This window comes from Bradyrhizobium sp., assembly GCF_035652035.1.
Classification (GTDB): Bacteria; Pseudomonadota; Alphaproteobacteria; order Rhizobiales; family Xanthobacteraceae; genus Bradyrhizobium.
The window spans coordinates 45,178-68,740 of record NZ_DASREO010000048.1 but is presented as its reverse complement, the minus strand read 5'-3'; the positions used below and the strand labels follow the sequence as shown (position 1 = coordinate 68,740).

At 63.4% G+C, this 23,563-nt stretch carries 20 protein-coding genes; 14 read left to right on the top strand and 6 right to left on the bottom strand.

All coding sequences use genetic code 11. The features are described 5' to 3' along the window. Nucleotides 1–9: 9 nt before the first annotated feature. From VFB05_RS14040 to VFB05_RS14015, 6 genes are all read left to right on the top strand, one after another. Nucleotides 10–888, top strand: coding sequence for a polysaccharide deacetylase family protein (locus VFB05_RS14040; protein WP_325013322.1), 879 nt, complete (start codon nt 10–12; stop codon nt 886–888). Nucleotides 889–892: 4 nt separating this feature from the next. Further along, the gene (locus tag VFB05_RS14035; RefSeq protein ID WP_325013321.1) at nt 893–1,750 is read left to right on the top strand and encodes a branched-chain amino acid ABC transporter permease; all 858 of its coding nucleotides are present in this window, start codon (nt 893–895) and stop codon (nt 1,748–1,750) included. Then, nucleotides 1,747–2,766 carry a branched-chain amino acid ABC transporter permease gene (locus VFB05_RS14030; protein ID WP_325013320.1) on the top strand — a complete coding sequence of 340 codons (1,020 nt, stop codon included), beginning with the start codon at nt 1,747–1,749 and terminating at the stop codon, nt 2,764–2,766. Before VFB05_RS14035 ends, VFB05_RS14030 begins: the two co-directional genes overlap by 4 nt. A 153-nt stretch (nt 2,767–2,919) precedes the next feature. Further along, on the top strand, nt 2,920–4,176 hold the full coding sequence (locus VFB05_RS14025; RefSeq protein WP_325013319.1) for an ABC transporter substrate-binding protein: 1,257 nt from the start codon (nt 2,920–2,922) through the stop codon (nt 4,174–4,176). 54 nt (nt 4,177–4,230) lie between these two features. Beyond that, nucleotides 4,231–4,986, top strand: coding sequence for an ABC transporter ATP-binding protein (locus tag VFB05_RS14020; protein WP_325013318.1), 756 nt, complete (start codon nt 4,231–4,233; stop codon nt 4,984–4,986). Then, complete coding sequence (locus VFB05_RS14015; RefSeq protein ID WP_325013317.1) at nt 4,979–5,683, top strand: ABC transporter ATP-binding protein; 705 nt, start codon at nt 4,979–4,981, stop codon at nt 5,681–5,683. The genes VFB05_RS14020 and VFB05_RS14015 overlap by 8 nt, the downstream gene beginning before the upstream one ends. Nucleotides 5,684–5,706: 23 nt before the next feature. Here VFB05_RS14015 and VFB05_RS14010 read toward each other — a convergent pair whose 3' ends face one another. Continuing rightward, nucleotides 5,707–6,642 (bottom strand): GNAT family N-acetyltransferase, encoded by a 936-nt coding sequence (locus tag VFB05_RS14010; protein WP_325013315.1) that lies wholly within the window; start codon nt 6,640–6,642, stop codon nt 5,707–5,709. Between the two features lie 114 nt (nt 6,643–6,756). Here VFB05_RS14010 and VFB05_RS14005 point away from each other — a divergent pair, with 114 nt between their 5' ends. Then, nucleotides 6,757–7,776, top strand: a complete 1,020-nt coding sequence (locus tag VFB05_RS14005) for a S1C family serine protease (RefSeq protein ID WP_325013314.1) — start codon at nt 6,757–6,759, stop codon at nt 7,774–7,776. A 250-nt stretch (nt 7,777–8,026) separates the two neighbouring features. On the opposite strand, the gene VFB05_RS14000 is transcribed toward VFB05_RS14005, so the two are convergent. The 5 genes from VFB05_RS14000 to VFB05_RS13980 all read right to left on the bottom strand — a co-directional run bounded on the left by VFB05_RS14000 (nt 8,027) and on the right by VFB05_RS13980 (nt 15,642). After that, nucleotides 8,027–8,809: an alpha/beta hydrolase gene (locus VFB05_RS14000; RefSeq protein ID WP_325013313.1), complete on the bottom strand. Its 783-nt coding sequence runs from the start codon at nt 8,807–8,809 to the stop codon at nt 8,027–8,029. A 3-nt stretch (nt 8,810–8,812) separates the two neighbouring features. Continuing rightward, on the bottom strand, nt 8,813–10,108 hold the full coding sequence (locus VFB05_RS13995; protein ID WP_325013312.1) for an O-acetylhomoserine aminocarboxypropyltransferase: 1,296 nt from the start codon (nt 10,106–10,108) through the stop codon (nt 8,813–8,815). A 169-nt stretch (nt 10,109–10,277) separates the two neighbouring features. Next, on the bottom strand, nt 10,278–11,582 hold the full coding sequence (gene pncB / locus VFB05_RS13990) for a nicotinate phosphoribosyltransferase (protein WP_325013311.1): 1,305 nt from the start codon (nt 11,580–11,582) through the stop codon (nt 10,278–10,280). A 32-nt stretch (nt 11,583–11,614) separates the two neighbouring features. After that, a complete protein-coding gene (locus tag VFB05_RS13985) occupies nt 11,615–15,163 on the bottom strand; it encodes a molybdopterin cofactor-binding domain-containing protein (RefSeq protein ID WP_325013310.1) in 3,549 nt (1,182 codons plus the stop codon). Further along, the gene (locus VFB05_RS13980; protein ID WP_325013309.1) at nt 15,163–15,642 is read right to left on the bottom strand and encodes a (2Fe-2S)-binding protein; all 480 of its coding nucleotides are present in this window, start codon (nt 15,640–15,642) and stop codon (nt 15,163–15,165) included. Before VFB05_RS13980 ends, VFB05_RS13985 begins: the two co-directional genes overlap by 1 nt. Nucleotides 15,643–15,822: 180 nt before the next feature. Between VFB05_RS13980 and VFB05_RS13975 the strand changes: the two genes are divergently transcribed. The 7 genes from VFB05_RS13975 (at nt 15,823) to VFB05_RS13945 (ending at nt 23,561) form a co-directional block, all read left to right on the top strand. After that, entirely contained in the window at nt 15,823–17,268 is a 1,446-nt protein-coding gene (locus VFB05_RS13975) for a 6-hydroxynicotinate reductase (RefSeq protein ID WP_325013308.1), read from the top strand. Then, nucleotides 17,268–18,170 (top strand): UPF0280 family protein, encoded by a 903-nt coding sequence (locus tag VFB05_RS13970; RefSeq protein WP_325013307.1) that lies wholly within the window; start codon nt 17,268–17,270, stop codon nt 18,168–18,170. Before VFB05_RS13975 ends, VFB05_RS13970 begins: the two co-directional genes overlap by 1 nt. A 45-nt stretch (nt 18,171–18,215) precedes the next feature. Further along, the gene (locus VFB05_RS13965) at nt 18,216–18,800 is read left to right on the top strand and encodes an amino acid synthesis family protein (RefSeq protein WP_325013306.1); all 585 of its coding nucleotides are present in this window, start codon (nt 18,216–18,218) and stop codon (nt 18,798–18,800) included. A gap of 30 nt (nt 18,801–18,830) precedes the next feature. Further along, nucleotides 18,831–20,039, top strand: a complete 1,209-nt coding sequence (locus VFB05_RS13960) for an ABC transporter substrate-binding protein (RefSeq protein WP_325013305.1) — start codon at nt 18,831–18,833, stop codon at nt 20,037–20,039. Nucleotides 20,040–20,188: 149 nt separating this feature from the next. Beyond that, nucleotides 20,189–22,072 (top strand): ABC transporter permease, encoded by a 1,884-nt coding sequence (locus tag VFB05_RS13955; protein ID WP_325013304.1) that lies wholly within the window; start codon nt 20,189–20,191, stop codon nt 22,070–22,072. Beyond that, on the top strand, nt 22,069–22,860 hold the full coding sequence (locus tag VFB05_RS13950) for an ABC transporter ATP-binding protein (RefSeq protein ID WP_325013303.1): 792 nt from the start codon (nt 22,069–22,071) through the stop codon (nt 22,858–22,860). The genes VFB05_RS13955 and VFB05_RS13950 overlap by 4 nt, the downstream gene beginning before the upstream one ends. Then, nucleotides 22,857–23,561 carry an ABC transporter ATP-binding protein gene (locus VFB05_RS13945; protein ID WP_325013302.1) on the top strand — a complete coding sequence of 235 codons (705 nt, stop codon included), beginning with the start codon at nt 22,857–22,859 and terminating at the stop codon, nt 23,559–23,561. Before VFB05_RS13950 ends, VFB05_RS13945 begins: the two co-directional genes overlap by 4 nt. Nucleotides 23,562–23,563: the final 2 nt, after the last annotated feature.

The window sequence follows — 23,563 nt, the reverse complement described above, 5'->3', positions numbered from 1 at the left end:
GTGCTCATCATGCTGCCGACCGAACGCCTCTCTTATTCGCCGATATCAGAACGTCCGCCGCTGAAATTGCCCGACGGCAAGCGCATGGCGGTGTGGGTGATCGTCAATGTCGAGGAGTGGGATGCGAATATGACGATGCCGCGCACGGTCTTGACGCCGCCGGCCGGCGGGTCGCCGTCGCCCGATATTCCGAACTGGGCCTGGCACGAATACGGCAATCGCGTCGGCTTCTGGCGTCTGCTCAAGACATTCGACGAGTTCGAGCTCCCGGCTGCGCTCGCCATCAACGGCTCGGCGCTTGCAGCGTACCCTGCCATCGTCAAGGCTGCGGTGGAGCGCAATTGGGAATTCATGGGCCACGGCTTCACCCAGCGCAACATGCAGAAAGTCGAGAACGAGCGCGAGGACATCCGCAAGACCGCCGACGTCATCGAAAAAGCGACCGGCAACCGTCCGCGCGGCTGGCTTGGTCCAGGTCTCACCGAGACCTGGGAGACGCCCGATCTGCTGAAGCAGGAAGGCTATGATTATGTCGCCGATTGGGTGCTCGATGATCAGCCGGTGTGGCTCAAGACCACCACAACGCCGATCGTGAACATTCCCTACACCCAGGAGTGCAACGACGTCGCCATGATGCTGATCCAGCATCACAAGGCGAGCGAATATTCCGATCGCGCGCTCGATCAGTTCGAGCAGATTTACGCTGACGCTGCCGACTCTGCGCGCGTCATGGCGCTCGTCATCCATCCCTACATCATGGGCGCGCCGCATCGCGCCAAATATTTCCGCCGCATCTTCGAGACGATCCGGCACAAGCCGGATGTCGCCTTCATGACCGGCGAACAGATCCTCGAGTGGTATCTCAAGACAGGACCGAAAGCGCCTTAAAGGGATGAGCGCGTTCCAGCTCCTCAATGGATTGACCTATGCCGCGCTGCTGTTCGTGGTCGCGAGCGGCTTTACGTTGATCTTTGGGCTCTTGCGCATCGTCAATCTCGCCCATGGCGCACTTTATCTGCTCGGCGGCTATATCGGCTTTGCGGTCGCGACCCGAACCGGCAGCTTCGCACTTGGTGGCCTGGGAGCGATGACGGCGATCGCCGCGGTCGGCTTTGTGCTCGATCAGGGACTGCTGCGTTTTGTCCGCGGCAACGAACTGCGCCAGGTGCTTTTGACGCTGGGCTTTGCGTTCGTGCTCAACGATATGGCGCTAGTGATCTGGGGCGGCGACAGTTTTACGGTGCCGATCCCGCAAATGCTGAAAGGCGGCATGCGGGTGTTCGGCGTGTACTATCCGACATACCGCCTGTTCGTGCTGGTGACGGGCATCGTGGTCTTCGCAGGCCTCTGGCTTCTGCTCAATCACACCCGGCTCGGCGCGCTGATCCGTGCCGGAGTCGACGACGCCGAAATGGTGGAAGCCTCCGGCGTCAACATCCGCCGCGTCTTTCTCGTGACCTTCCTGCTCGGTTCTGCGCTCGCCGGCCTTGGCGGTCTGATGGGCGGCGCGTTCCTGTCTCTATATCCGTCGGCTGATGCGGAAATCCTGGTGTTCAGCCTTGCCATCGTCATCATCGGCGGGCGAGGCAGCCTTGTCGGCGTCGGCGTCGGCAGTCTGCTCGTCGGACTTCTCAACACGCTCGGGCAGGTGATGTTTCCTGAACTCGCCTACTTCGTGATCTTCGGGCCGATGGCGCTGCTGCTCGCATTCCGCCCGCTCGGCCTGTTCGGACGGGCGGCCACGTCATGACCGACGCTGGACCCCAGCCGATCAGGATTGCCGGCATGACCGGCCGCGCCATCATCATCGTTCTCCTCGTGCTGGCGATTGCGGCCGCGCTGCCGCTCACTCTGTCGAACTATCAGATCGGGCTTGCCACCGAGATGCTGATCTTCGGCACGCTCGCGATGTCGATCGATATCCTGGCCGGCTTCGCGGGCCGCACCTCGCTCGGCCACGGCGCGATCTTCGGCGTCTCCGGCTATGTCGTGGTCTACGCCTCCGCGCAGGCTGGCCTGTCGCCTGCAGCGGCGATTGTACTCGGCGTTATAGCGGCGACACTGGTTGCGATGATCTTTGCGCTGCTCGCGGTGCGAACGTCAGGCGTTTATTTCCTGCTGCTGACGCTCGCGCTCGGCATGATCGTCTGGGGCATCTGCCTGCGCTGGACGCAGGTGACGGGTGGCGAGAATGGCCTGCGCGGTGACGTGCGTCCGGCGTTTCTGGTGGCGCATCGCACATTCTATTGGGCCGTGCTCGCGGCCACGGCGGTCGTGAGCTACGCAATGTGGCGATTTGTCCGCTCGCCTTTCGGCCTGACGCTGCTCGGCATCCGCGACAGCGAAAGCCGCATGAAGAGCCTGGGCTATAATGTGCCGCTGCATCTGTTCCTCGGTTTTGCGGTGTCCGGCTTCTTTGCCGGCATCGCGGGTGCGCTCTATGCGATGTTCAACAATTTCGTCAGCCCCTCGACGGTCGCGCTGGCGCAATCGGTCGAGGGCGTGCTGATGATGATCGCCGGCGGCGTCGGCACGCTGTTCGGCGGTTTCGTTGGCGCGGCCGCCATCATCACACTGGAGAATGTCGTCAGCGCCTATACGGAGCGCTGGCAGACCGTGCTTGGCTTGACATTCATCGTCATCATGATCTTTGCGCCGGAGGGCATCATCGGCGCGCTGCGCGCTATTCTAATGTCCCGATTCCGAAGTTCGTCGCATTTCGCGGAGCCAGGTTTCGAACTTCGGAATCGAAAGGACACTAGCTAACTTATTAATCTAGTGTGGCCTTGGTTCAGAGGTCCGCATGACCAGTCCGCCGCAAAAGCGATGCGGACTTCTGAACCGCCGCACTAGCGCGCGAGGCGAGGGCAACAGGGAACGCTATAAGGGCAATTGATCGTTTCAGAAGAGGGTATTGAGATGGACCGCAGGCAATTCCTTAAAAGTTCGACCGCTGCCGTTGCTGCCGCAGGCACAGGCGCGATGCCGTGGCGCGCGCGGGCGCAAGCCGCTCCCATCAAGGTCGGTTTGCTCGCGCCGCTCACCGGCGTGGTCGCCTCCGGCGGCAAGGAGATGGTCGAGGGCGTGCAGTTTTATCTGGAGTCCGTGAACTACCAGATCGCCGGCCGCAAGGTTGAACTTGCGATTGAAGACGACGCCTCCAATCCCGATACAGCCTTGCAAAAGGCGCGACGGCTGGTCGAGCAGGGCAATTCCCACATGCTGATCGGCGATCTCCTCGCCAATACCGGTCTTGCGGTCGCCAACTACGTCAAGGGCACCGGCACGCCGTATTTCATTCCGATCATCGCCGCCGACGACCTGACGCAACGCCAGCGCATCAGGAACGTGATCCGCGTTGCCGGCTATTCCGCGAGCGCCTTCACCCATCCGTTCGGCGATTGGTGCTTGAAGCAAGGCTACAAGAAGATCGCGACCATCAGCCAGGATTACACCTTCGGTCACGAACAATGCGGCGGTCTTGCCCAGGTCTTCACCGAGGGCGGCGGCGAGATTGTCCAGCAGTTCTGGCATCCGCTCAATACCGCGGATTTCAGCCCGTATCTCGGCCAGCTCGCGGACCTCAAGGTCGACGCGATCTTTGCGATGGAAACCGGCGCGGACGCTACGCGTTTCATCCAGCAATATGCGAGCTTCGGGTTGAAGGGGAAGACGCCGCTGCTGGGCGCGATGAATGCCACGGATCAGTCCGTGATCCGCACGCTCGGCGAAGAATGCGACGGCATCATCGCAGCCGCTCACTTCGCGGAAGGCTCGGACAATCCGGTCACCCAGAAGTTCGTCAAGGAGTACGAAGCCAAGTACGGAAAGATCCCATCGCTGTACGGCTTCTCGATGTATTCCGGCATCATGTGGGTGGCGCAAGCGGCGGAAAAGATCGGCGGCAAAGTCGAGGACCGTGACGCCTTTATCGATGCTGTGCTCAAGACCGAGCTCGTCGGCTCGCCGCTCGGCAAGACCGTCAAGTTAGATGCCTACGGCAACCCGATCTACGACGTCCAGATTCGTAAAACGGTGAAGCGCGCCGACGGAAAATTCTGGAACGTGCCGATCACGAGCTATCCCGGCGTTTCTCAATTCTGGAAATACGATCCCGAGACCTACATGAAGCAACCGCCGTATTCGCGGAATTTTCAGGGGATCAAGAAGGCCTGATCACGAATGACCTGGACGCGGCCTTCGCCGCGTCCCGCTTAAACGGTAATCGTTGTGTCCGAACCGATCCTCTCTCTGTCCGATGTGGTCGTGGCGTTCGACGCGCTTCGCGCGGTCGACGGCGTCAGCCTCACCGTGCCGCAGGGGCAGCGCCGCGCCATCATCGGACCCAATGGTGCCGGCAAGACCACGCTGTTCAACGCCATCGCCGGCGTCCTGCCGCCGACGGCAGGGAAGATCGCTTTCGACGGTCACGATATCACCCGTCTGCCGCCACATCGGCGGGCGCGGCTCGGCGTGTCCCGCACCTTCCAGATCACCAATCTTTTTCCGCGGCTCTCCGTGCGCGACAACATGGTGCTGGCCTTGCGCGGAAAATCGACGCGCAAGTTTTCGCTGTTCGGCAGGCCCGATGTCGATACCCGGGAAGGGCCGCAAATCGCGGCGGCGCTCGACGCAGTGCGGATCGCCGGCCGCGCCGATGTGCTTGTGAACGACTTGTCCTACGGCGAGCAGCGCCAGCTCGAGATCGCGCTCTCGCTCGTCACCTCGCCGCGGCTGTTGCTGCTGGATGAGCCCGCCGCCGGGCTCTCGCCTTCGGAACGCTCGATCGTCGCGGAGATCATCCGCGCACTCGGCCGCGACATCACCGTCGTGTTGATCGAGCACGACATGGACCTCGCGCTCGGGCTCGTCGATCGCGTCACCTGCATGTTCGAGGGTCGCGTTCTGGTCGAGGAGGCGCCGGACCAAATCCGGCGTAACAAGCAAGTGCAGGAAGTCTATTTGGGGCGGCCGCGTCATGCTTGAGGTTCGCGATCTGCACAGCGGTTACGGCGAAGCGCAGGTTCTGCGCGGCGTCTCGCTCGATGTCGCGCCGGGCGAGATCGTCGCTGTGCTTGGCCGCAACGGCATGGGCAAGACCACGCTGATCCGCTCCATCATGGGCCTGACGCCGCCGCAAATCCGTTCCGGCTCAATCAGCTGGCGCGGCGAGAGCCTGGCCGGCTTGCGGCCGCATGATATCGCCGGACGCAAGATCGCCATCGTGCCGCAGGGACGGCGGCTGTTTCCGTCGCTGACGGTGACCGAGCATCTGACCATGCTGAAGGGGGCTCGGGCCAAGGGCGGATGGACGCTCGATCGGGTGTTCGGCCTTTTCCCGCGATTGGCCGAACGGCGTCACCATCGCGGCGGGCAACTTTCCGGAGGCGAGCGCGGCATGCTCGCGGTCGGCCGTGCGCTGATGATCGATCCGGAACTGATCCTCATGGATGAACCTTCCGAAGGCCTCGCGCCCGTCATGGTGCAGCACCTCGAAGGCATCGTGCGCGATCTCAAGGGGGAGGGGTTGTCGATCCTTCTGGTCGAACAAAATCTCTACAGTGCGCTCGCAGTTGCCGACCGCGTCTATGTGCTGGAGACCGGGCAGGTCGTGCATCAGGCCGATGCGGCCGCGATGGCGCAGCAGACCGACGTGCTGTTCGCGCGCCTTGGCGTCCAGTAAAAATCCGCCTGCAGCCGCAAACGCTACACGTAATCGGAATCGGTCAATTGAAAACGCGCAAAGTGCGGATCGGTCTCTGAAACGCAGTCGCGAAACTGCACCAGGATCGGCGGCCGCAGCCGCTCCGGCAGCGCGAAGCCGGGTAAATGCGGCAGGCTGTCGTTGAGGCCAGCGTAGACAAAGACAGGATGTCTCCAAAGGCGGCAGGCCGCGCGGATCAGGGTGCGGATATCGGTTGACGTGACTTCGGCGCCCGGGCGCGCGAAGAAGCCGCACAACAGCGCGTGGCTGATACCGCGTCTCTTGCGCGAAGAGGAGACCAGCAGGAGATTATCGGTCGCATGAATGGCGTATTCGCTGGTCGGATCGCTGATGCGGTCGTAGAGCGTCGCCCCATCCCAGTGCAGCCCGTTCTCCGAGGCGGGCGTCGCAAAGGCCGACAGGCGCCCGATCGCTTCGTCTTTCGGCATCGCCTTGATGTCAGCTGAAAACTGAACGACTGCCCCCCGCGGCCAGCCAGCACTGATGCCGATGCGCGTCGGCAGCAAGAGAAAGGGATGCACTTTCATGAAGCGGGCGTTGAGCGGGGCCGAGATCGGATTCGGCAAACCGAGGATGACGCGAACCTGTTTTGCCTCGCAGATCCGTTCGGCCTCCTTGTAGATGCGACGCACCAGCACCGGCGAGCGGTAGGCTTGCAGGATGAAGAGGTCAATCAGCTGCGTAGCGACGACAGGCGCGCCGTCGAGATGGACCTTCTGGTGCAACAGGACGATCTGGCCGACTTTCTTGTCGCCGTCGAAGGCAGCGACCACCGCGGCTCCCTCTCCGAAGCCGCGCTCGTAAAGCCACTTCATCCGCTGCGGGGAAAATTTGACGTGCTTTGATCCGAACGCTTCGGTCGCAATCAGCGCCGTGCTTTCGAAATCGACGGATGTCTCTTCCGAAACGGTGATCATCCGAATCAGGCCCCAGTGGCGTCAGCACATTCCCCGCCGGCACCTTAGCCCAAAATGGAACCCTTGCGGGGGTAGGATGGAACACCCATCTGAGCGGCCCAAAGGATTTTGATCATGCTGGACTTTACTCAATATGGCGCCGGCGGCCTGGGGTCGCCTGCGCCGGCTGCAACCCCCGATAGCGATCAGCCTCTGCTCGATGCCTATTCGAATGCCGTCATCGGCGTCACCGAACGCGTTGGACCGGCGGTGGTCCGCGTCGAAACCGGCGCGCAGACGCCTGCCGGCCGGACGCGCGGCGGCCTCGGATCCGGCATCGTGATTTCGCCTGATGGCCTGGTTCTGACCAACAGCCATGTGGTGGGCTCGTCCAAGCAGATCCGCTTGCAGGACATTGAAGGCATCGTCACCGATGCCCGCGTGCTCGGGGTCGATCCCGACACGGATCTGGCGCTGCTCCGTGCCGACGGCGCGCGCGATCTGCACTACGCCTCGCTCGGCAATTCGCGCAATCTGCGCCGCGGCCAGCTGGTGGTGGCGATCGGCAATCCGCTCGGATTCGAATCGACGGTGACGGCCGGTGTGGTCTCCGCGCTCGGCCGCTCGATCCGCTCGGTGAGCGGGCGGACCATCGAGGACGTGATCCAGACCGATGCGGCGCTCAATCCCGGCAATTCCGGCGGTCCGCTGGTGTCGTCGGCCGGCGAGGTGATCGGCATCAACACCGCGATCATCTCTGGCGCGCAGGGCATCTGCTTTGCGGTCGCCAGCAACACCGCGCAATTCGTGCTCTCGGAGATCATCCGTCACGGCTACGTCCGCCGCGCTTACATCGGCGTGTCCGGCCAGACCGCGCCGGTGCCGCGGCGGCATGCGGTGTTGGCCAATGTCGAGAACAAGATGGGCGCGCTGCTGGCGCAGATCGAGCCGAACGGGCCGGCCTCGCGCGCCGGGATTTTGCCGGGCGATGTCGTGATCAGTCTCGACGGCGTCGCCATCCATGGCGTCGACGACCTGATCCGGGTGCTCGATCGCGACCGCATCGGCCGCACGCTGAAGATGGACGTGCTGCGGCTCGGCCGCTTGCGCGAGATCGACATTCATCCCGTCGAGCGCAAGACGGTGAAGTCGTAAGAGCAACGCCGACCCCTCATGGTGCTGCTTTCCCTCTCCCCTTGTGGGAGAGGGTGCCTAGGCGACCTTTGGTCGCCGTCGAAAAGATGGACGCCGATGCTTTGCATCGGCTACGGCGCAGCGAGGGCGGGTGAGGGGTTCTTTCCTTGGACACACACCCCTCATCCGTCGCGGACTTCGTCCGCGCCACCTTTTCCAACAAGGGGAGAAGGCGGAAAGAGGAGCGCCTCCTCAGGATGAGGCGAGAGAGCTACGCCTGCAACGCCGCCAAGAGCTCGTCCGGCTGCTCGACCATCATCATGTGACCGGCGCCCGGGAGCACAATCGTGCGGGCGTTCGGGATCGCGGCCGCCAGTGCCTTGCCGGCCTTCGCCGGGGTCATCATGTCGCGTTCGCCGAGGATGACTGTCACGGGCACTTTGATCTGTGCCGCAGCGGCGAGCGCATTCTGATAAGCGTTGCAGGCGGCAAGATCGCTGTGGAGCACGCCGGGCGCGCATTTCTGCAACACGCGCTGTGCGCCCTGATGCATCCAGAGACCAGGTGCGAGGCTGCCGCCGAGTTCGGCCGCAAAACCAAGCCCCCAGATCGAAACCATGTCGATCGCGGCAACATCGTTCGCCTCGGCGGCCTTCAGGAGGTCGGGCCCAACGGTCATGACCGCGGCCGTTGCGATCAGGCTCAAGCCAGAGACTCGGTCGGGGTGCCGCGCTGCGGTCTCGAGCGAGATCAGCGTGCCCATGGAATGGCCGATCAGCCTGGCTTTGGCCGCACCGGCCGCGTCGAGCAAGGCGGCGGTCCAGTCGGCCATGTCGGCGATGGTCGGAAGTGCTTTTCCGGCGGAGCGGCCGTGACCGGGCAGGTCGGGCGCCAGCACCGAAAAACCATGGTGTGCGAACCAGCGGCTATGCAACGCCCATGTCGAATGATCGAAGCCGGCGCCGTGCAGCATCACCACCGCCGGTAGCGACTTGTCGAACGGCTTGCCGCCGGTCGCCACGAATACGTCAGCGCCATTCACTGAAAGCTGCATGATTCAAACTTTCTGCGAGGCGCGCAGCGCCTGGTTCAGATCGTCGATGATGTCTGTGGCCGCCTCGATGCCGATGGACAGCCGCACCAGTTCCTCGCCGATCCCGGCGGCTTTCAACTGATTGGCGTCCATCTGCTGATGCGTGGTCGAGGCAGGATGAATGACGAGCGTCTTGGCGTCGCCGACATTCGCGAGATGGCTGATCAGCTTGAGGCTTTCGATGAACTTCTTGCCGGCGGCGCGGCCTCCCTTGATGCCGAAGGAGACGATCGAGCCTGCGCCGCGCGGCAGCAGCTTTTTCGCGAGCGCGTGGTCCGGATGGCTATCGAGTGCCGGATGCAATACCCAGTCGACCGCCTTGTTGGCGTTGAGAGATTCCAGCACCGCGAGCGTATTGCTCATGTGCCGTTCCATGCGCACCCCTAACGTCTCGATGCCTTGCAAGAGCTGGAAGGCGTTGGTTGGCGACAGGCACGCGCCGAAATCGCGCAGGCCTTCGGTGCGCGCGCGCATGATGAAGGCAGCCTGGCCGAACTGCTCGTCGAAGACGATGCCGTGATAGCCGGCATAGGGCTCGGTCAGCACCGGAAACTTGCCGGACGCGCGCCAATCGAAGTGGCCGCCGTCGACGACGACGCCACCGATGGCGATGCCGTGTCCACCCAGCCATTTGGTCGCGGAGTTCATCACGATATCGGCGCCGAGCTCGATCGGCCGAGAGAGAAACGGCGTCGCAAAGGTATTGTCGATCAGAAGCGGGATTTTGGCGTCATGCGCGATTTGCGCAACCGCCGGAATATCCAGCACTTCGAGGCCCGGATTGCCGATGGTCTCGCCGATTACAAGTTTCGTGTTCGACCTGATTGCGGCGCGGAATTCATCGTGCGCGCGGGGTTTGACGAACGTCGTCGTGATGCCGAAGCGCGGCAGCGTATGTGCCAGCAGATTGATGCTGCCGCCATAGAGCGACGATGACGCGACGATGTGATCGCCGGCGTTGAGCAGCGTGGCGATGGCAAGATGCATCGCGGCCATGCCGCTGGCGGTCGCGATTGCGCCGACGCCGGCCTCCAGCGCCGCGATCCGCTCCTCCAGCACCGCCGTCGTCGGATTGGAGATGCGCGTATAGATGTGGCCGGCGCGTTCCAGGTTGAACAAGGCTGCCGCATGGTCGGCGTCCTGAAAGACATAGGACGTGGTCTGGTAGATCGGCACGGCGCGCGCGCCGGTCGCGGGGTCGACGCGTTGCCCGGCATGCAGGCTCAGGGTTTCAAAGGCAGGCGGCTTGGGGGTGGGCATGCAGCTCCTCTCGCGAGGGAATTTTGTTGGAATCTGTCAATCCCTCGAGACGGCGCTTCGCGCCTCCTCGGGATGAGGCCGGTACTTGCGGTTCGACTTAGATCCTCATGGTGAGGAGCCGCGTCGCTTCACGCGGCGTCTCGAACCATGAGGCCGCATGGATATCATCTCACACGTGCACCGGCGCGCGAACCCGCCCGGCATTGCCGAACACGCGCAAGTATCGCTCGACTTCACTCGGCATGCCGGTTGCCTTTTCCGGGTTGTCCGAGAGCTTGACCGCAGGCCGGCCGTCGACCGACGTCACCTTGCAGACGATCGAGATCGGATCGAGGTAAAGCGAACTGTCCGGCGCACAGTCGATAAAGTCGTTGGTGAGGTTGGTGCCCCAACCGAAACTGATGCGGACCCGGCCGGCAAAGTGCCGGTGGATCTCCTCGATCGCATCGACATCCATGGCGTCGGAGAACACCAGAAGCTTTTCCTTCGGGTTCTTTCCCTTTTGCTTCCACCACGCGATGATTTCCTCGCCGGCCTGGATCGGCGGCAGACTGTCGGGGCGAAAGCCGGTCCAGTCTGCGACCCATTCCGGCGCGTCGCGCAGGAAGGCCTTGGTGCCGAAGGCGTCGGGCAGCGCAATCAGGAGATTGCCGCCATAGGTGTGGCGCCATTGATCGAGAATGCGGTAGGGCGCCCATCGCAATTCTGTGTCGTCGTTGGCGAGCGCGGCGGCGACCATCGGCAGCTCATGGGCGTTGGTGCCGATCGCTTCCAGGTCGCTGTCCATCGCGAGCAGCACGTTGGATGTGCCGGTGAAGGCGGGGCCGAGCCCTTCCTTGACCGCCTCTACGCACCAGCGCTGCCACAGGAAGCCATGGCGGCGGCGCGTGCCGAAATCCGACAGCCGCAGGTCGTCGAGCTTCTGCAAGCGCTCGACCTTGGCCCAAAGCTTGGCCTTGGCGCGGGCATAGAGCACGTCGAGCGCGAAGCGGCCCTGTCCCTTCATCACCTGGCGCGAACGCAATTCGTTGAGAATGGCGAGTGCCGGAATTTCCCACATCGTGGTGTGGGTCCAAGGCCCGTAGAAATTCAGCTCATACTGGCCGTCGACTTTCTTGAGTTCGTATTCGGGCAGCCGGAAGTTCGAGAGGTAGTTGATGAAGTCGGGCGCGAACATCTGGGTCTTGCCGTAGAACGTGTTACCGGCAAGCCAGATCAATTCCTTCTTGGAAAAGCGGATCGAGCGGGCGTGGTCGAGCTGCGCGCGCAGCTCGCTTTCGTCGATCACCTCGGCGAGCCGGACGTGCTTGGAGCGGTTGATGACCGAAAAGGTGACCTTCTGATCCGGATAGAACTCGCGGATCATCTGCACCATCAGCAGCTTGTAAAAATCGGTGTCCAGCAGGCTGCGCACGATCGGGTCGAGGCGCCAGCCATGGTTGTAGGTCCGGGTCGCAATGTCGGTCACTGTCATAGGCGAAGTCTAGCCCGCCCCGGGAACCGCAACTAGTGGGTTTGAACCCCGGCGCTTTGCCGAATCCGCATGATCGCGTCCTTGACCCCCGTCCAGGCCGGCTTTTCCGGGGCGAATTGCTGGCGAAGATATCCGACCAGCTCGGTGAGATGGTCATCGGACAGGTGGTCGGCGAAGGCCGGCATATAGCCAAGGTCGCTCGAGACCGGGTTCGCTATGCCGTGCAGGATCACCTGGATCAGGTTGTCGGGGGTGGCGGCGTGCACGTTCGTGTTGAGCGCCAGCGACGGCCGGCTGCCGAACAAAGGCGGCCCGCTGACCGCGTGACAAACGGCGCAGGCGCCTTCGTAAACGCGCTGGCCGAATGGCGAGGTCGCGACGATCCGCGTTGCGGTCGCGCTTTCAAGCTGGGCGGCGAGGGCCTCAAGGTTTGGTTTGCCGGTTGCCGTTTCGTTGAAGGAGGCCAGGTAGACCGCCATGGCTCGGATGTCTTCGTCGGGCAGCGCCTTGAGATCCCGGACGACCGGGGCCATTGGACCGGCGGCAACCCCGTGGAAGCGCGAGAAGCCGATCCGCAAATAGGCAAACAGTTCGTCTTCGGACCACGGAATGGGCGCCTGCGACAGCGAGGTCAAAGCCGGCGCTTCCCAGCCCTCGGCAAAGCCGCCAGCCAAATAGGCGCTCGCTCTTTCCGCGCCGAACGCATTGCGCGGCGAATGGCAGGCGGCGCAATGGCCGAGGCCTTCGACGAGATAGGCGCCCCGATTCCAATTGGCTGATTGTTTCGGGTCGGGCGCGAATGTTTCTGCGCGATGGAAAAGCGCATTCCAGCCAGCGAGTAATGGACGCCAGTTGAAGGGGAAGGCGAGGTCGTGGGCGCGATTGGTCTGGCTCACCGGGGCCTGCGCCATCAGGTAGGCGTAGAGCGCCTGCAGGTCAGCGTCGCTCGCTTTGGCGAAATTGGTGTACGGAAATGCGGGATATAGATGCCGGCCGTCGCGATGGATGCCGTCGCGCATCGCGCGCTCGAACGCTGGGTAAGACCAGTCGCCGATGCCGGTTTTGACATCGGGCGTGATGTTGGTGCTCCAGATCACGCCGAATGGCGTCTCGATGGCGCGTCCACCGGCATTGAGAACGCCATCGATTGCCGTGTGGCACGTCGCGCAGTCGCCGAGCGCCGCAAGTTGCCGGCCGCGCTCGATCGTCGCGACTGAGAACACCGACGCATCGGGCCGCGCGATCGGCGCGATCGACCGCCATGGCAAAATCGCGGCGGCAATGCCAAAGCCGCCGGCAAGAAGTGCTGCGGCTGTGGCGAAGGCGCCGCGGCGTTTGGCGAACGGATTCTTCCACCGGCTTAGATCTACTCGCGACGGCGCGGCGAGGGCGCTTGGCGGCGCTTGTTCGCCCCCGCGAAGCCCAGCGAGAATTCGCTCCGGCGTGAACGGTGGCTCGCGGAAGCGCACGCCGGTGGCGTCAAAGATCGCATTGGCAATCGCGGCCGCGCTCGGGACGGAAGCGGATTCGCCGACCCCCAGCGGCGGCTGATCGACCCTCGGCAGCATCAGCACGTCGATCTTGGGCAGCTCGGGGAATTTGATGATGGGGTAGGCGCCCCATTCGCGGCTCGCCACAGTGCTGCCGCTGAACGACACCTCTTCCATCAGCGCGCGGCTGGTCGACTGGATGACGTTTCCTTCGATCTGGTGGCGCACGCCGTCCGGATTGATCATGAGGCCGGAATCCTGCCCCGCTACCACGCGCGTGACGCTGACATCGCCCGTGGCTTTGTTGACCGCAACGTCGGCAATCCAGGCCGACCACGCCGCGCCATAGCCGGGAAACTTGCTGTGCACGTAGAGCGCATAGGCGAAGCCGCGGCCGTGCACGACGTCGCCGTCGCTCTCTTTTTCCTGCCGCACCGGACGCGGCTCCCAGCCGGCGCGCTCGGAGACCGCGTTGACGAGATCGACCGCGCGTTGGTCCTTCAGATAGCGCAGGCGGTATTCGATCGGGTCGACTTTTGCCTCGGTCGCGAGTTCGTCGATGTAGGACTCATGTGCGAACGTATTGGGCAGTGCCGATACGCCGCGAAACCACGATGCCCGCATGATCGGCGGCATGTCGTGCGCCACCACGCGCAGATGATCGTAGTCGTAAGGCGGGATCGCGGTGCGATCGCCCATCTCGGAGACGGCCGGGGTCGGCGAGATCGTGCCGGTCAGAAGCAGCGCCAGCATCGGCGCGCCGTTGGACGGATAGCGGGTGGCGAAATCATAACCGGCGACGCCGCCGTCAGCATTCAATCCGCCCTTGACGTCGACCAGTTGCGCGGTGCCTTTCGGCTCCCAGACGTGTTCCTGCTCGCGCGTGAGCTGGACGCGAACAGGCCGTCCGACCGCGCGCGACAACAATACGGCATCCGCGGAGACGTCGTCGGCGCAGTTGCGGCCATAGCAGCCGGCCGCTTCCATCCGGATGACGTCGATCTCGGTCTCCGGCCGCTGCAGCAACAGCGCCAGATCGCCGCGCAGGATGTGCGGATTTTGCGTGCCGGACCAGACGCGAACCTGGTCTTGCGTGAAGTCCGCGACCGCGCAGGACGGCCCGATCGAGGCGTGCATCTGGTACGGCCAAAGATAAGTCCGGTCGATCGGCTTCGCCGCGCCTTTCAACGCTTCCTCGACATCGCCTTTGTCGATCAGGGAGCGCGGCGTCGATGGATTGACGCGCAGCGCCTTCTCGATGTCTTTCAGGTCCGGCGTCGGCACCTTCTTCCAGGTGAGCTTGAGCCGGCTCGCAGCGCGAATCGCATTTTCCTCACGCTCGGCGACCACGCCGACGAAGTCGGCGATGCGCACCACCGCAACGAGGCCGGGAATATCTCGGACCGAGGATTCATCGACTTCAAGAAGACTCGTGCCGACGAAATCGCCGCCATCGACGCCGGCATAGGGCGGACGGACCACGCGTCCGTGCAGCATGCCGGGCACGCGCATGTCGTGAACGTAAACCAGTTCGCCGGTCGCCTTCGCCGGCAGATCGACGCGCGGCACGCTTTGCCCGACGATGCGATAGTCGCTGGTAGCCTTGACCTTCACATCCTCGGCGAGTTCGAGCCGGATCACATCATCGCCGATCAATTCGCCATAGCTGACCGAGCGGTTGTGACCACGGACCAGCCCATCCTCGATCACGAGTTCTTCCAGCGGCAATTCGAGCCGCTCGGCGGCGCGCGCGATCAGGAATTGCCGTGCTTGCGCCGCGGCCTTGCGCAGCGGCACGGCGGTGATCTGGATGGTTTCGCTCGCAATCGTCGCCCCCTGATTGGGCACGCGCGAGGTATCGCCGAGCACCACTACGACGCGCGCAAAGGACACGTCGAGTTCTTCGGCGACGATCTGCCCAAGTGAGGTGCGAATGCCCGTGCCGAGATCGACATGGCCGTTGAAGGCCGTGACCGATCCATCCGCGGTAATCTTGATGAAGGTTTCGAGATCGCTGGCTCCGGCCGGCCGGACCACCGTCAGTATTCCCGCGCGATTTTCGCTGCGATCGGAGGGATCGTACGCGCTCATTAATCGTGCGCCTCGACCAAGCTACCTGCCGCGCGCATCACGGCTCGAATAATTTCAACATGCGCGCCGCAACGGCACAGATTGTAACGTAGCGCTTCCATCGCCTCCTGTTCGGTCGGGTGCGGATTGCGCGCGAGCAGCGCCTTGGTGGTCATGATCATGCCGTTGAGGCAATAGCCGCATTGCGCGGCCTGCTCGGTGATGAAGGCGTCCTGCACGGGATCGGGAGCTTCACGCGAGCCGAGACCTTCGAGCGTAACAATTTCACGATCGACACATCCTTCAATAGGGATGACGCAGGAACGCGCAGCCACGCCGTCGATCAGCACGGTGCAGGTGCCGCATTCGCCGAGGCCGCAGCCGTATTTCGGTCCGTTCAGTGCGAGATCGTTGCGCAGCACATAGAGCAGGGCGGTGTCGGCGGACGCAGCCACCTCGTGGATCCGGCCATTGACGTTCAGGCGGATCGGAGCATCCATGCGTGCGACTTTCGGGCTCTTCGCGCTCAGTTTAAGGGCGTTTCGAGAATAACGTTTGCATACAAACGTGCAAGTCTGCGCATGAAACGCGCTTGACAGTCTCCCGGAGCGCGCGCAACATCGTTCGTATACGAACAAAATGCCGACGCCTCGGTGAGGTCGGCTCGCGAGAGCTCGTTCATGTCAACTGATGCGACGACCTCCGACAAGATCCGCTGCGATGCCTGCCCCGTGATGTGCTACATCAAGCCGGGCGCGGCCGGCGCGTGCGACCGCTACGCCAATCACGATGGCCAACTCGTCCGCGTCGACCCGCATGTTCTTTTGGAACGAACGGTCTCGCACGGCGGACGGCTGGTGCCGTTCCAGGCGAGCGGCGACTGGGACGGCAAGCTGGTCCACGAGCCGGACGTGTTCGTCACCGCGATCGGCGCCGGCACCACCTATCCTGATTATAAGCCAGCGCCGTTTATCGTGTCGTCAGAGATCGACGGCGTTGACATGGTCACGGTCGTGACTGAAGGCATCTTCTCTTACTGCGGCGTCAAGGTGAAGATCGACACCGATCGTTTCCTCGGGCCGGAGACCGCGACCGTGCGGGTGCAGGGCGAGGCGGTCGGCCACGTCACGACCAGCGAATACGGCTCGCAGATGTTGTCGCTCGGCGGCGTGCATCATCTGACCGGCGGATCGAAGAAGGAAGGCCGCGTCACCTGCGACGCGCTGATGGATTTGAGCAACTGCAAGCCGGTCGAGATGACCATCGACGGCGGTGCGACCGTTGTGGTGCAGGCCGGCTATCCTCCCATCGTCAATGGCGTGCCTGAAGAGCGCATGCGGGTCGGCTGCGGCTCGGCCACGATCGGCATGTTCGCCAAGCAGTGGCAGGGCAAGGTCGACGAGGTGGTCGTGGTCGACGATCACATCACCGGCGTGCTCTCGGAGCATCAGGCCGGCAAGGTGCTGGATATCCAGGACACCGGGATCAAGATGAAGGGGCGGCGTTCGACGCCGGGCCGCTATTTCCAGGTTGCGGAGCCCGGCACCGGGTGGGGCGGCACGCAGATTTCAGACCCGCTGTCGATTTTAGGCCCGTTCGATCCGAAAGTGGCGAAGCCGGGCACGACCATGCTGATGGTCTCGACCACCGGCGAACACGCCGCCTACTATGAACTCGACGACGCATTGAAGCCGGTCGAGAAGACGATGCCGCCGGATCTTCAGTCCTCGGTCGAGCGCATTCAGGAGAATTGCGAACCGGCGCTGTGCACCGTGCTGTTCATGGGTGGCGCCGGCGGCTCGCTGCGTGCCGGCGTTACCGACAATCCGGTGCGGCTGACGCGCTCGGTGAAGGACGCGCTGACGCGCGTCACCTGCGGCGGCGCGCCGGTCTATGTCTGGCCGGGCGGCGGCATCACCTTCATGGTCGACGTCACGCGGCTCCCGGCCGGTGCGTTCGGTTATGTGCCAACGCCAGCGCTGGTGGCGCCAATCGAATTCACCATGCGGCTGTCGGATTATGCCGCGCTCGGTGGCCATATGGATCATGTCCGCCCGCTGGCGTCCTTGAACGCAGGCGAGATTCGTCAGGTGACGCCGCCCCCGCCGAAGACGGGAGCGCGGTGATGGCGCGGCAGCCGCAGGTCGGATGGTTGAAAGACGGCAAGCGGCTGCATCTGCAGGATGGCCCGATCGACCTGATCGTGGAGGCGCAAGGCGGCCGCGAAGAATTGCACGCGGCTTACGCCGCCGCGATCGATCGTTTCACAGGCCTGCTCAACGAACTCTGCGATGAGCTAAAGTTGTTGCGATCGCCTGCTGACCCCGCCCGATGCGAATTGCAAGGTCCGGTCGCGCGCCGCATGCACGCGGCGGTCGCGCCATTCGCGCGCGACCATTTTATCACGCCGATGGCGGCGGTCGCCGGCAGTGTCGCGGAGGAAATCCTGGGTGCGATGGTGCATGCTGCGCCGCTCGCGCGCGCCTATGTCAACAACGGCGGCGATATCGCCTTGCATTTGACCGACGGCGAGCAATTTTGCGTCGGCCTGATTGATCGGCCCGATGCGTGCGGTCTGATGCGAACAACCACAATCCGCGCCGATGACGTCGCACGCGGCATTGCGACATCAGGCTACCACGGGCGAAGCTTCTCGCTCGGCATCGCCGATGCGGTGACGGTGCTGGCGCGCACGGCTGCGCAAGCCGATGCGGCGGCGACGATGATTGGCAACGCGGTGGACCTGCCGGGCCATCCGGCTGTCGTCAGATGTCCGGCGAACGAATTGCAGGTGGACAGCGATCTCGGGTCGCGGCTGGTGACACGCGACGTCGGTCCGCTGACATATCAGGCGATCGAGGCCGCGCTCGAGGCTGGCAAAGCCATGGCGCATCGGCTGCTCGGCCAAGGCTTGATCGAGGCCTCGGCGCTGCATTTAAAAGGCGAAATCCGCGTCATTGGCTTGCAAAGGGCGGATGCAAATGTACAGCCTGCGGTGCTGGCCAACGAAAGTATGATCCATGCGTAAGCGGCATTGGGCCATCATCGCCATCCGCCAACAGGGTACAGAACCATGACCGTCGTCATCCGCAAGATCGTTACTGTCGTCGAAGAGACGCTGATGGAAATGGGGAAGGGCGTGAACCCGCCGGTCCGGCGTGCGGCGGCAATTGCGGTGATAGAAAATCCATTTGCCGGTCGCTATGTGGAAGATCTTTCCCCGTTGATTGCGATCGGCGAAGAGCTCGGCGAATTGCTCGCCAAAAAGGCAATCGCGGCGCTGGGCATCGACGGCACGAAGGTGCACAGCTATGGCAAGGCGGCGGCCGTCGGCGAAAACGGCGAGCTGGAGCATGCCGCCGCAATCCTGCATCCCAAGATGGGGGCGCCGGTGCGCAAGGCGCTGGGCAAGGGCGCGGCGCTGATCCCATCGTCGAAAAAACGGTCAGGTCCCGGCACGACGCTCGATATTCCGCTCGGCCACAAGGACGCAGCCTTTGTCAGAAGCCATTTCGATGGCATGGAAGTGCAGATCAACGACGCGCCGCGCGCCGGCGAGATCATGGTCGCGCTTGCCGTCACCGATGGCGGCCGGCCGCTGCCGCGGGTCGGCGGCTTGACGGTCGGCGAGATCAAGGGCGAAGACGGATTGCGATAACGTATCGGATCAACGCTGGAGGGTAGAGGCATGCAACGAAGAGTTTTATTGGGAACGGCGCTGGCGTTGACTTTGGCGGGTCTTTCGCCGAGTGCGTTCGCGCAGAGCGGCGGCGAGATCAAGATCGGCGAGATCAACAGCTACTCGTTGCTGCCGGCCTTCACCGAACCCTATCGCAAGGGCTGGCAACTCGCGGTCGAGGAGATCAACGCGGCGGGCGGCATCAACGGCAAGAAGCTCGTCGTTGTCTCCAAGGACGATGGCGGCAAGCCGGCCGATGCGCTGACTGCGGCCAACGAGCTCGTCTCGAACGAGAACGTCGTCATGCTCACCGGCACGTTTCTGTCCAACATCGGGCTTGCCGTCAGCGACTTCGCCAAGCAGAAGAAGGTGTTTTTCCTTGCCGCCGAACCCCTGAGCGACGCCGTTACCTGGTCGAAGGGCAATCGCTACACCTTCCGCCTGCGTCCCTCGAACTACATGCAGGCGGCGATGCTGGTGGAAGCGGCGGCAAAATTGCCGGCCAAGCGCTGGGCGACGATTGCGCCGAACTACGAATATGGCCAGTCGGCCGTCGGCGTGTTCAAGAAGTTGATGTCGGAAAAGCGGCCTGACATTCAATGGGTCGAGGAGCAGTGGCCGCCGCAGGGCAAGATCGATGCGGGCCCGGTTGTGCAGGCGGTCGCCGCCGCCAATCCCGAGGCAATCCTGAACGTTGAATTCGGCGCCGACCTCGTCAAGCTCGTGCGCGAAGGCAATACGCGCGGCCTTTTCAAGGATCGCGCCGTGGTGAGCTTCCTCACCGGCGAGCCGGAATATCTCGATCCGCTCAAGGACGAAACGCCGGAAGGGTGGATCGTCACCGGCTATCCCTGGTACTCGATCAAGACGCCGGAGCATGATGCGTTCCTGAAAGCCTATCAGGCCAAGTATAACGACTATCCGCGGCTCGGCTCGATCGTGGGCTACGAGACCATCAAGGCGGCAGCGGCCATCCTCGCCAAGGCCAATTCGACCGATCCGGAGAAGATGATCGCGGCCGCCGAAGGGCTGTCTTTGCCGTCGCCTTTCGGCGAGATCACTTTCCGCAAGATCGACCACCAGTCGACGCTGGGCGCCTTCGTCGGCAAGACCGCGCTGAAGGACGGCAAGGGCGTGATGGTCGATTCCGTCTACCGCAAGGGCTCGGACTATCAGCCGAGCGATACGGAAGTCGAAAAGATGCGGCCGAAGGATTAAACGCGACGAGCATCGCGGCCTCATGGTTCGAGACGCGCGGCTTGCCGCGCTCCTCACCATGAGGGGTAAGACCCTCATCCTGAGGAGGCGCGTCCACGCGCCGTCTCGAAGGATGAGGCCCTCGAATTGAGACCAGCGCTAACCCGCCCATGGCCTTTTACATCGTTCAGTTCCTGACCGGACTTGCCAGCGCGTCCTCGCTGTTCCTGGTCGCCTCAGGCCTGTCGATCATCTTCGGCGTGACGCGGATCGTCAATTTCGCCCATGGCGCCTTCTACATGCTCGGTGCCTATGTGGCGTTCACGCTGACCGCACACCTTTCCGGGCCGCTCGGATTCTGGAGCAGTATCCTCCTTGCCGCATTGATCGTCGCCGCGATCGGCGTCGTCGTCGAAATGCTGTTGCTGCGGCGGATCTACCACGCGCCCGAACTGTTCCAGTTGCTCGCGACCTTCGGTCTGACCTTGATGGTCGAGGACCTCGTCGTGCTCACCTGGGGACCGAACGATCTGGTCGGCCCGCGCGCGCCGGGCCTGAAAGGCGCGCTCGATTTCTTCGGCCAGCGGATTCCAAGCTACGACCTGTTCATGATCGTGCTGGGGCCGGTGGTACTTGGTCTCTTGTGGCTCGTGTTTCAGCGCACCCGCTGGGGCGTGCTGGTGCGTGCCGCGACGCAGGACCGCGATATGGTGGCGGCGCTCGGCGTCAACCAGAAATGGCTTTTCACCTCGGTGTTTGCGCTCGGCGTATTCCTGGCGGCGCTCGCAGGCGCCTTGCAAATCCCGCGCGATGCCGTCAACCACGCCATGGACCTTCGCGTCATTGTCGAGGTGTTCGTCGTCGTGGTGATCGGCGGCCTCGGCAGCATCACGGGTGCTTTCATCGCGGCGGTGCTGGTCTCCGAGTTGAATGCATTCGGCATTCTGATTTTTCCGAAGATCTCCATCATCCTGGTTTTTCTGGTAATGGCGGTAGTCTTGATCGTGCGGCCCTGGGGCCTGCTCGGCAAGGCCGAAGCCCCAGTTCGCCGCACGCCGGGTCTGTCGGTCAATCCCTGGCGTCCGCTGACGACGAACGAACGCATCGCCGCCGCGATCGCGCTCTTGTTCGCCTCATCGCTGCCGTTCGTTGCCGGCAACTACGCGCTCACCGTCGGCGCCGAGATTGCGATCTTCGTCATCTTCGCCGCCAGCCTGCACTTCCTGATGTCGGTGGGCGGGCTCGCCTCGTTCGGACACGCGGCCTATTTCGGCCTTGGCGCCTATGGTGTGGCGTTCGTCGCCAAGCTCGCGGGGCTCCCGATGATCGCGGCGCTTGCGCTCGGGCCGTTGCTCGGCTTGCTTGGCGCAGCCGTGTTCGGCTTCTTCGCCGTTCAATTGTCCGGCGTCTATTTCGCAATGCTGACGCTCGCCTTTGCGCAGATCGTCTGGTCGATCGCCTTCCAGTGGGTCGAATTGACCGGCGGCGACAATGGCATTCTCAGCATTTGGCCGGAGAGCTGGGCAGGAAGTTCATCGCGTTTCTACTGGCTGTCGCTTGGCGTGGCCGCGCTCGTTGTGGCTGCTCTGCGCGTGATAACGTTCTCCCCCTTCGGCTTTGCGTTGCGGGCCAACAGAGATTCCCCGCTGCGCAGTGAAGCCATCGGCATCAACGGCAAGCGCATCCAGTGGACCGCCTTCGTCATCGCTGGCACCGCCGCCGGAATAGGCGGCGCGCTGTTCGCTTACCTCAAGGGCAGCGTCTTTCCTGATGTGCTGGGCATCCCGCTTTCGGTCGATGCGCTGGTCATGGTGCTGCTCGGCGGCGTCGAGACGGTGTCGGGGGCGATCGTCGGCGCCATCGTCTACAAGGCGCTCTCGATCTGGCTGGTCAGCCAGACCGAGTGGTCGAAGCTCGTGCTGGGTAGCTTCATCGTCCTGATCGTCGTCGCTTTCCCCAAGGGCATCGTCGGCACGGTGGAAGCGATCTGGCATCGCCGGCCATCTTCGATCAAAGCCGCGGTGCTCGCCTCGAAAATCGAGACCGCCGAATGAGCACAGGTCAACCATTGCTGTCGGTCGAGGGATTGAGCAAATCCTATGGCGGCGTGCACGCGGTGCGCGGCGTGTCGTTCGCGCTTCAGTCAGGCGAGATTCTCGCTTTGATCGGCCCGAACGGCGCAGGCAAGTCGACCTGCTTCAACATGCTCAACGGCCAGACCGCGCCCGACGCAGGGTCGGTGCATGTGCTCGCGCGGGACACCACCGGCATGAAACCGCGCGAGGTCTGGCGACTGGGTGTCGGGCGCACCTTCCAGATCACTGCGACATTCCCGACCATGACCGTGCGCGAGAATGTCCAGGTCGCGCTGTCCTCGCACCATCGAAAGCTGTTCAATCTTACGACGTCAATGCCGTGCTACGCGCGGGAGCAGGCGGATCGCCTGCTCGATCTCGTCGGCATGGGCGGGTTTGCAATGCGCGCCTGCGGCGAACTCGCTTACGGCGATCTCAAGCGGCTGGAACTTGCCATCGCCCTCGCCAACGAGCCAAAGCTGCTTCTGATGGACGAGCCGACGGCCGGCATGGCGCCGCGCGAGCGCATCGAGCTGATGCGGCTCACCGCGCAGATCGCAAAAGAGAAGTCGATCGGCGTTCTCTTCACCGAGCACGACATGGACGTCGTGTTCGAACATGCCGATCGTATCCTGGTGCTCAATCGCGGCAGCCTGATCGCAGAGGGGACACCGGAAGACGTGCGGCGCAACCGGCAAGTGCGCTCTATCTATCTGGGCGAGGGCCTCGTCTATGATGCGCGTCATCGCGAGGGAGTGTCGCCGTGAAGCTCGCGATCGAAAATCTCAACAGCCATTACGGCCCCGCGCACATCCTGTTCGATGTTGCGCTTGATGTCGCCGACGGCGAGGCGGTCGCCTTGCTGGGGCGCAACGGCGCGGGAAAATCCACGACCTTTCGCTCGATCGTCGGCCTGGTCGCGCAGCGCAGCGGCCGGATCCAGTTCGAAGACCGCGACATATCGAGCCTGCCGACGCACGCGATCGTGCGCGGCGGGCTCGGCTATGTGCCGGAGGAGCGGCGTATCTTCACCGATCTGACGGTCGAGGAAAACCTCGAAGTCGGCCGTCAGCCGGCGCGCGCCAATGCGCCGCAATGGACGCGCGAGCGACTGTTCGAGCTGTTTCCGAATCTCGCGGAAATGCGCAATCGGCCGGGCGGGCGCATGAGCGGCGGCGAGCAGCAGATGCTCACCATTGCGCGCACCTTGATGGGAAACCCGTCGCTGGTGCTGCTCGACGAGCCTTCGGAAGGTCTGTCGCCGAAGATCGTGGAGCAGATGGTCGAGGCGATCATCGCGATGAAAAAGGCGGGGGTCAGCCTGCTGGTGTCCGAGCAGAATTTGCATTTTGCGCGGCTGATATCGGACCGCGCCTACATCATCGAGCGCGGCCGCATCTGCTTTTCCGGCACCATGACCGAACTCGATGCGCGTCCGGATATCCGCGACGCGCATCTGGCGCTGTAGGG

What these genes read in the sequence shown, in the direction of transcription:
- VFB05_RS14035 (WP_325013321.1), top strand. Translation starts at nt 893, where the DNA reads ATGAGCGCGTTCCAGCTCCTCAATGGATTGACCTATGCCGCGCTGCTG.
- VFB05_RS13995 (WP_325013312.1), bottom strand. Translation starts at nt 10,108, where the DNA reads ATGCCCACCCCCAAGCCGCCTGCCTTTGAAACCCTGAGCCTGCATGCC.
- VFB05_RS14030 (WP_325013320.1), top strand. Translation starts at nt 1,747, where the DNA reads ATGACCGACGCTGGACCCCAGCCGATCAGGATTGCCGGCATGACCGGC.
- VFB05_RS13980 (WP_325013309.1), bottom strand. Translation starts at nt 15,642, where the DNA reads ATGGATGCTCCGATCCGCCTGAACGTCAATGGCCGGATCCACGAGGTG.
- VFB05_RS13985 (WP_325013310.1), bottom strand. Translation starts at nt 15,163, where the DNA reads ATGAGCGCGTACGATCCCTCCGATCGCAGCGAAAATCGCGCGGGAATA.
- VFB05_RS13970 (WP_325013307.1), top strand. Translation starts at nt 17,268, where the DNA reads ATGGCGCGGCAGCCGCAGGTCGGATGGTTGAAAGACGGCAAGCGGCTG.
- VFB05_RS13960 (WP_325013305.1), top strand. Translation starts at nt 18,831, where the DNA reads ATGCAACGAAGAGTTTTATTGGGAACGGCGCTGGCGTTGACTTTGGCG.
- VFB05_RS14000 (WP_325013313.1), bottom strand. Translation starts at nt 8,809, where the DNA reads ATGCAGCTTTCAGTGAATGGCGCTGACGTATTCGTGGCGACCGGCGGC.
- pncB (WP_325013311.1), bottom strand. Translation starts at nt 11,582, where the DNA reads ATGACAGTGACCGACATTGCGACCCGGACCTACAACCATGGCTGGCGC.
- VFB05_RS14005 (WP_325013314.1), top strand. Translation starts at nt 6,757, where the DNA reads ATGCTGGACTTTACTCAATATGGCGCCGGCGGCCTGGGGTCGCCTGCG.
- VFB05_RS14015 (WP_325013317.1), top strand. Translation starts at nt 4,979, where the DNA reads ATGCTTGAGGTTCGCGATCTGCACAGCGGTTACGGCGAAGCGCAGGTT.
- VFB05_RS14025 (WP_325013319.1), top strand. Translation starts at nt 2,920, where the DNA reads ATGGACCGCAGGCAATTCCTTAAAAGTTCGACCGCTGCCGTTGCTGCC.
- VFB05_RS13955 (WP_325013304.1), top strand. Translation starts at nt 20,189, where the DNA reads ATGGCCTTTTACATCGTTCAGTTCCTGACCGGACTTGCCAGCGCGTCC.
- VFB05_RS14010 (WP_325013315.1), bottom strand. Translation starts at nt 6,642, where the DNA reads ATGATCACCGTTTCGGAAGAGACATCCGTCGATTTCGAAAGCACGGCG.
- VFB05_RS14040 (WP_325013322.1), top strand. Translation starts at nt 10, where the DNA reads ATGCTGCCGACCGAACGCCTCTCTTATTCGCCGATATCAGAACGTCCG.
- VFB05_RS13965 (WP_325013306.1), top strand. Translation starts at nt 18,216, where the DNA reads ATGACCGTCGTCATCCGCAAGATCGTTACTGTCGTCGAAGAGACGCTG.
- VFB05_RS13950 (WP_325013303.1), top strand. Translation starts at nt 22,069, where the DNA reads ATGAGCACAGGTCAACCATTGCTGTCGGTCGAGGGATTGAGCAAATCC.
- VFB05_RS13975 (WP_325013308.1), top strand. Translation starts at nt 15,823, where the DNA reads ATGTCAACTGATGCGACGACCTCCGACAAGATCCGCTGCGATGCCTGC.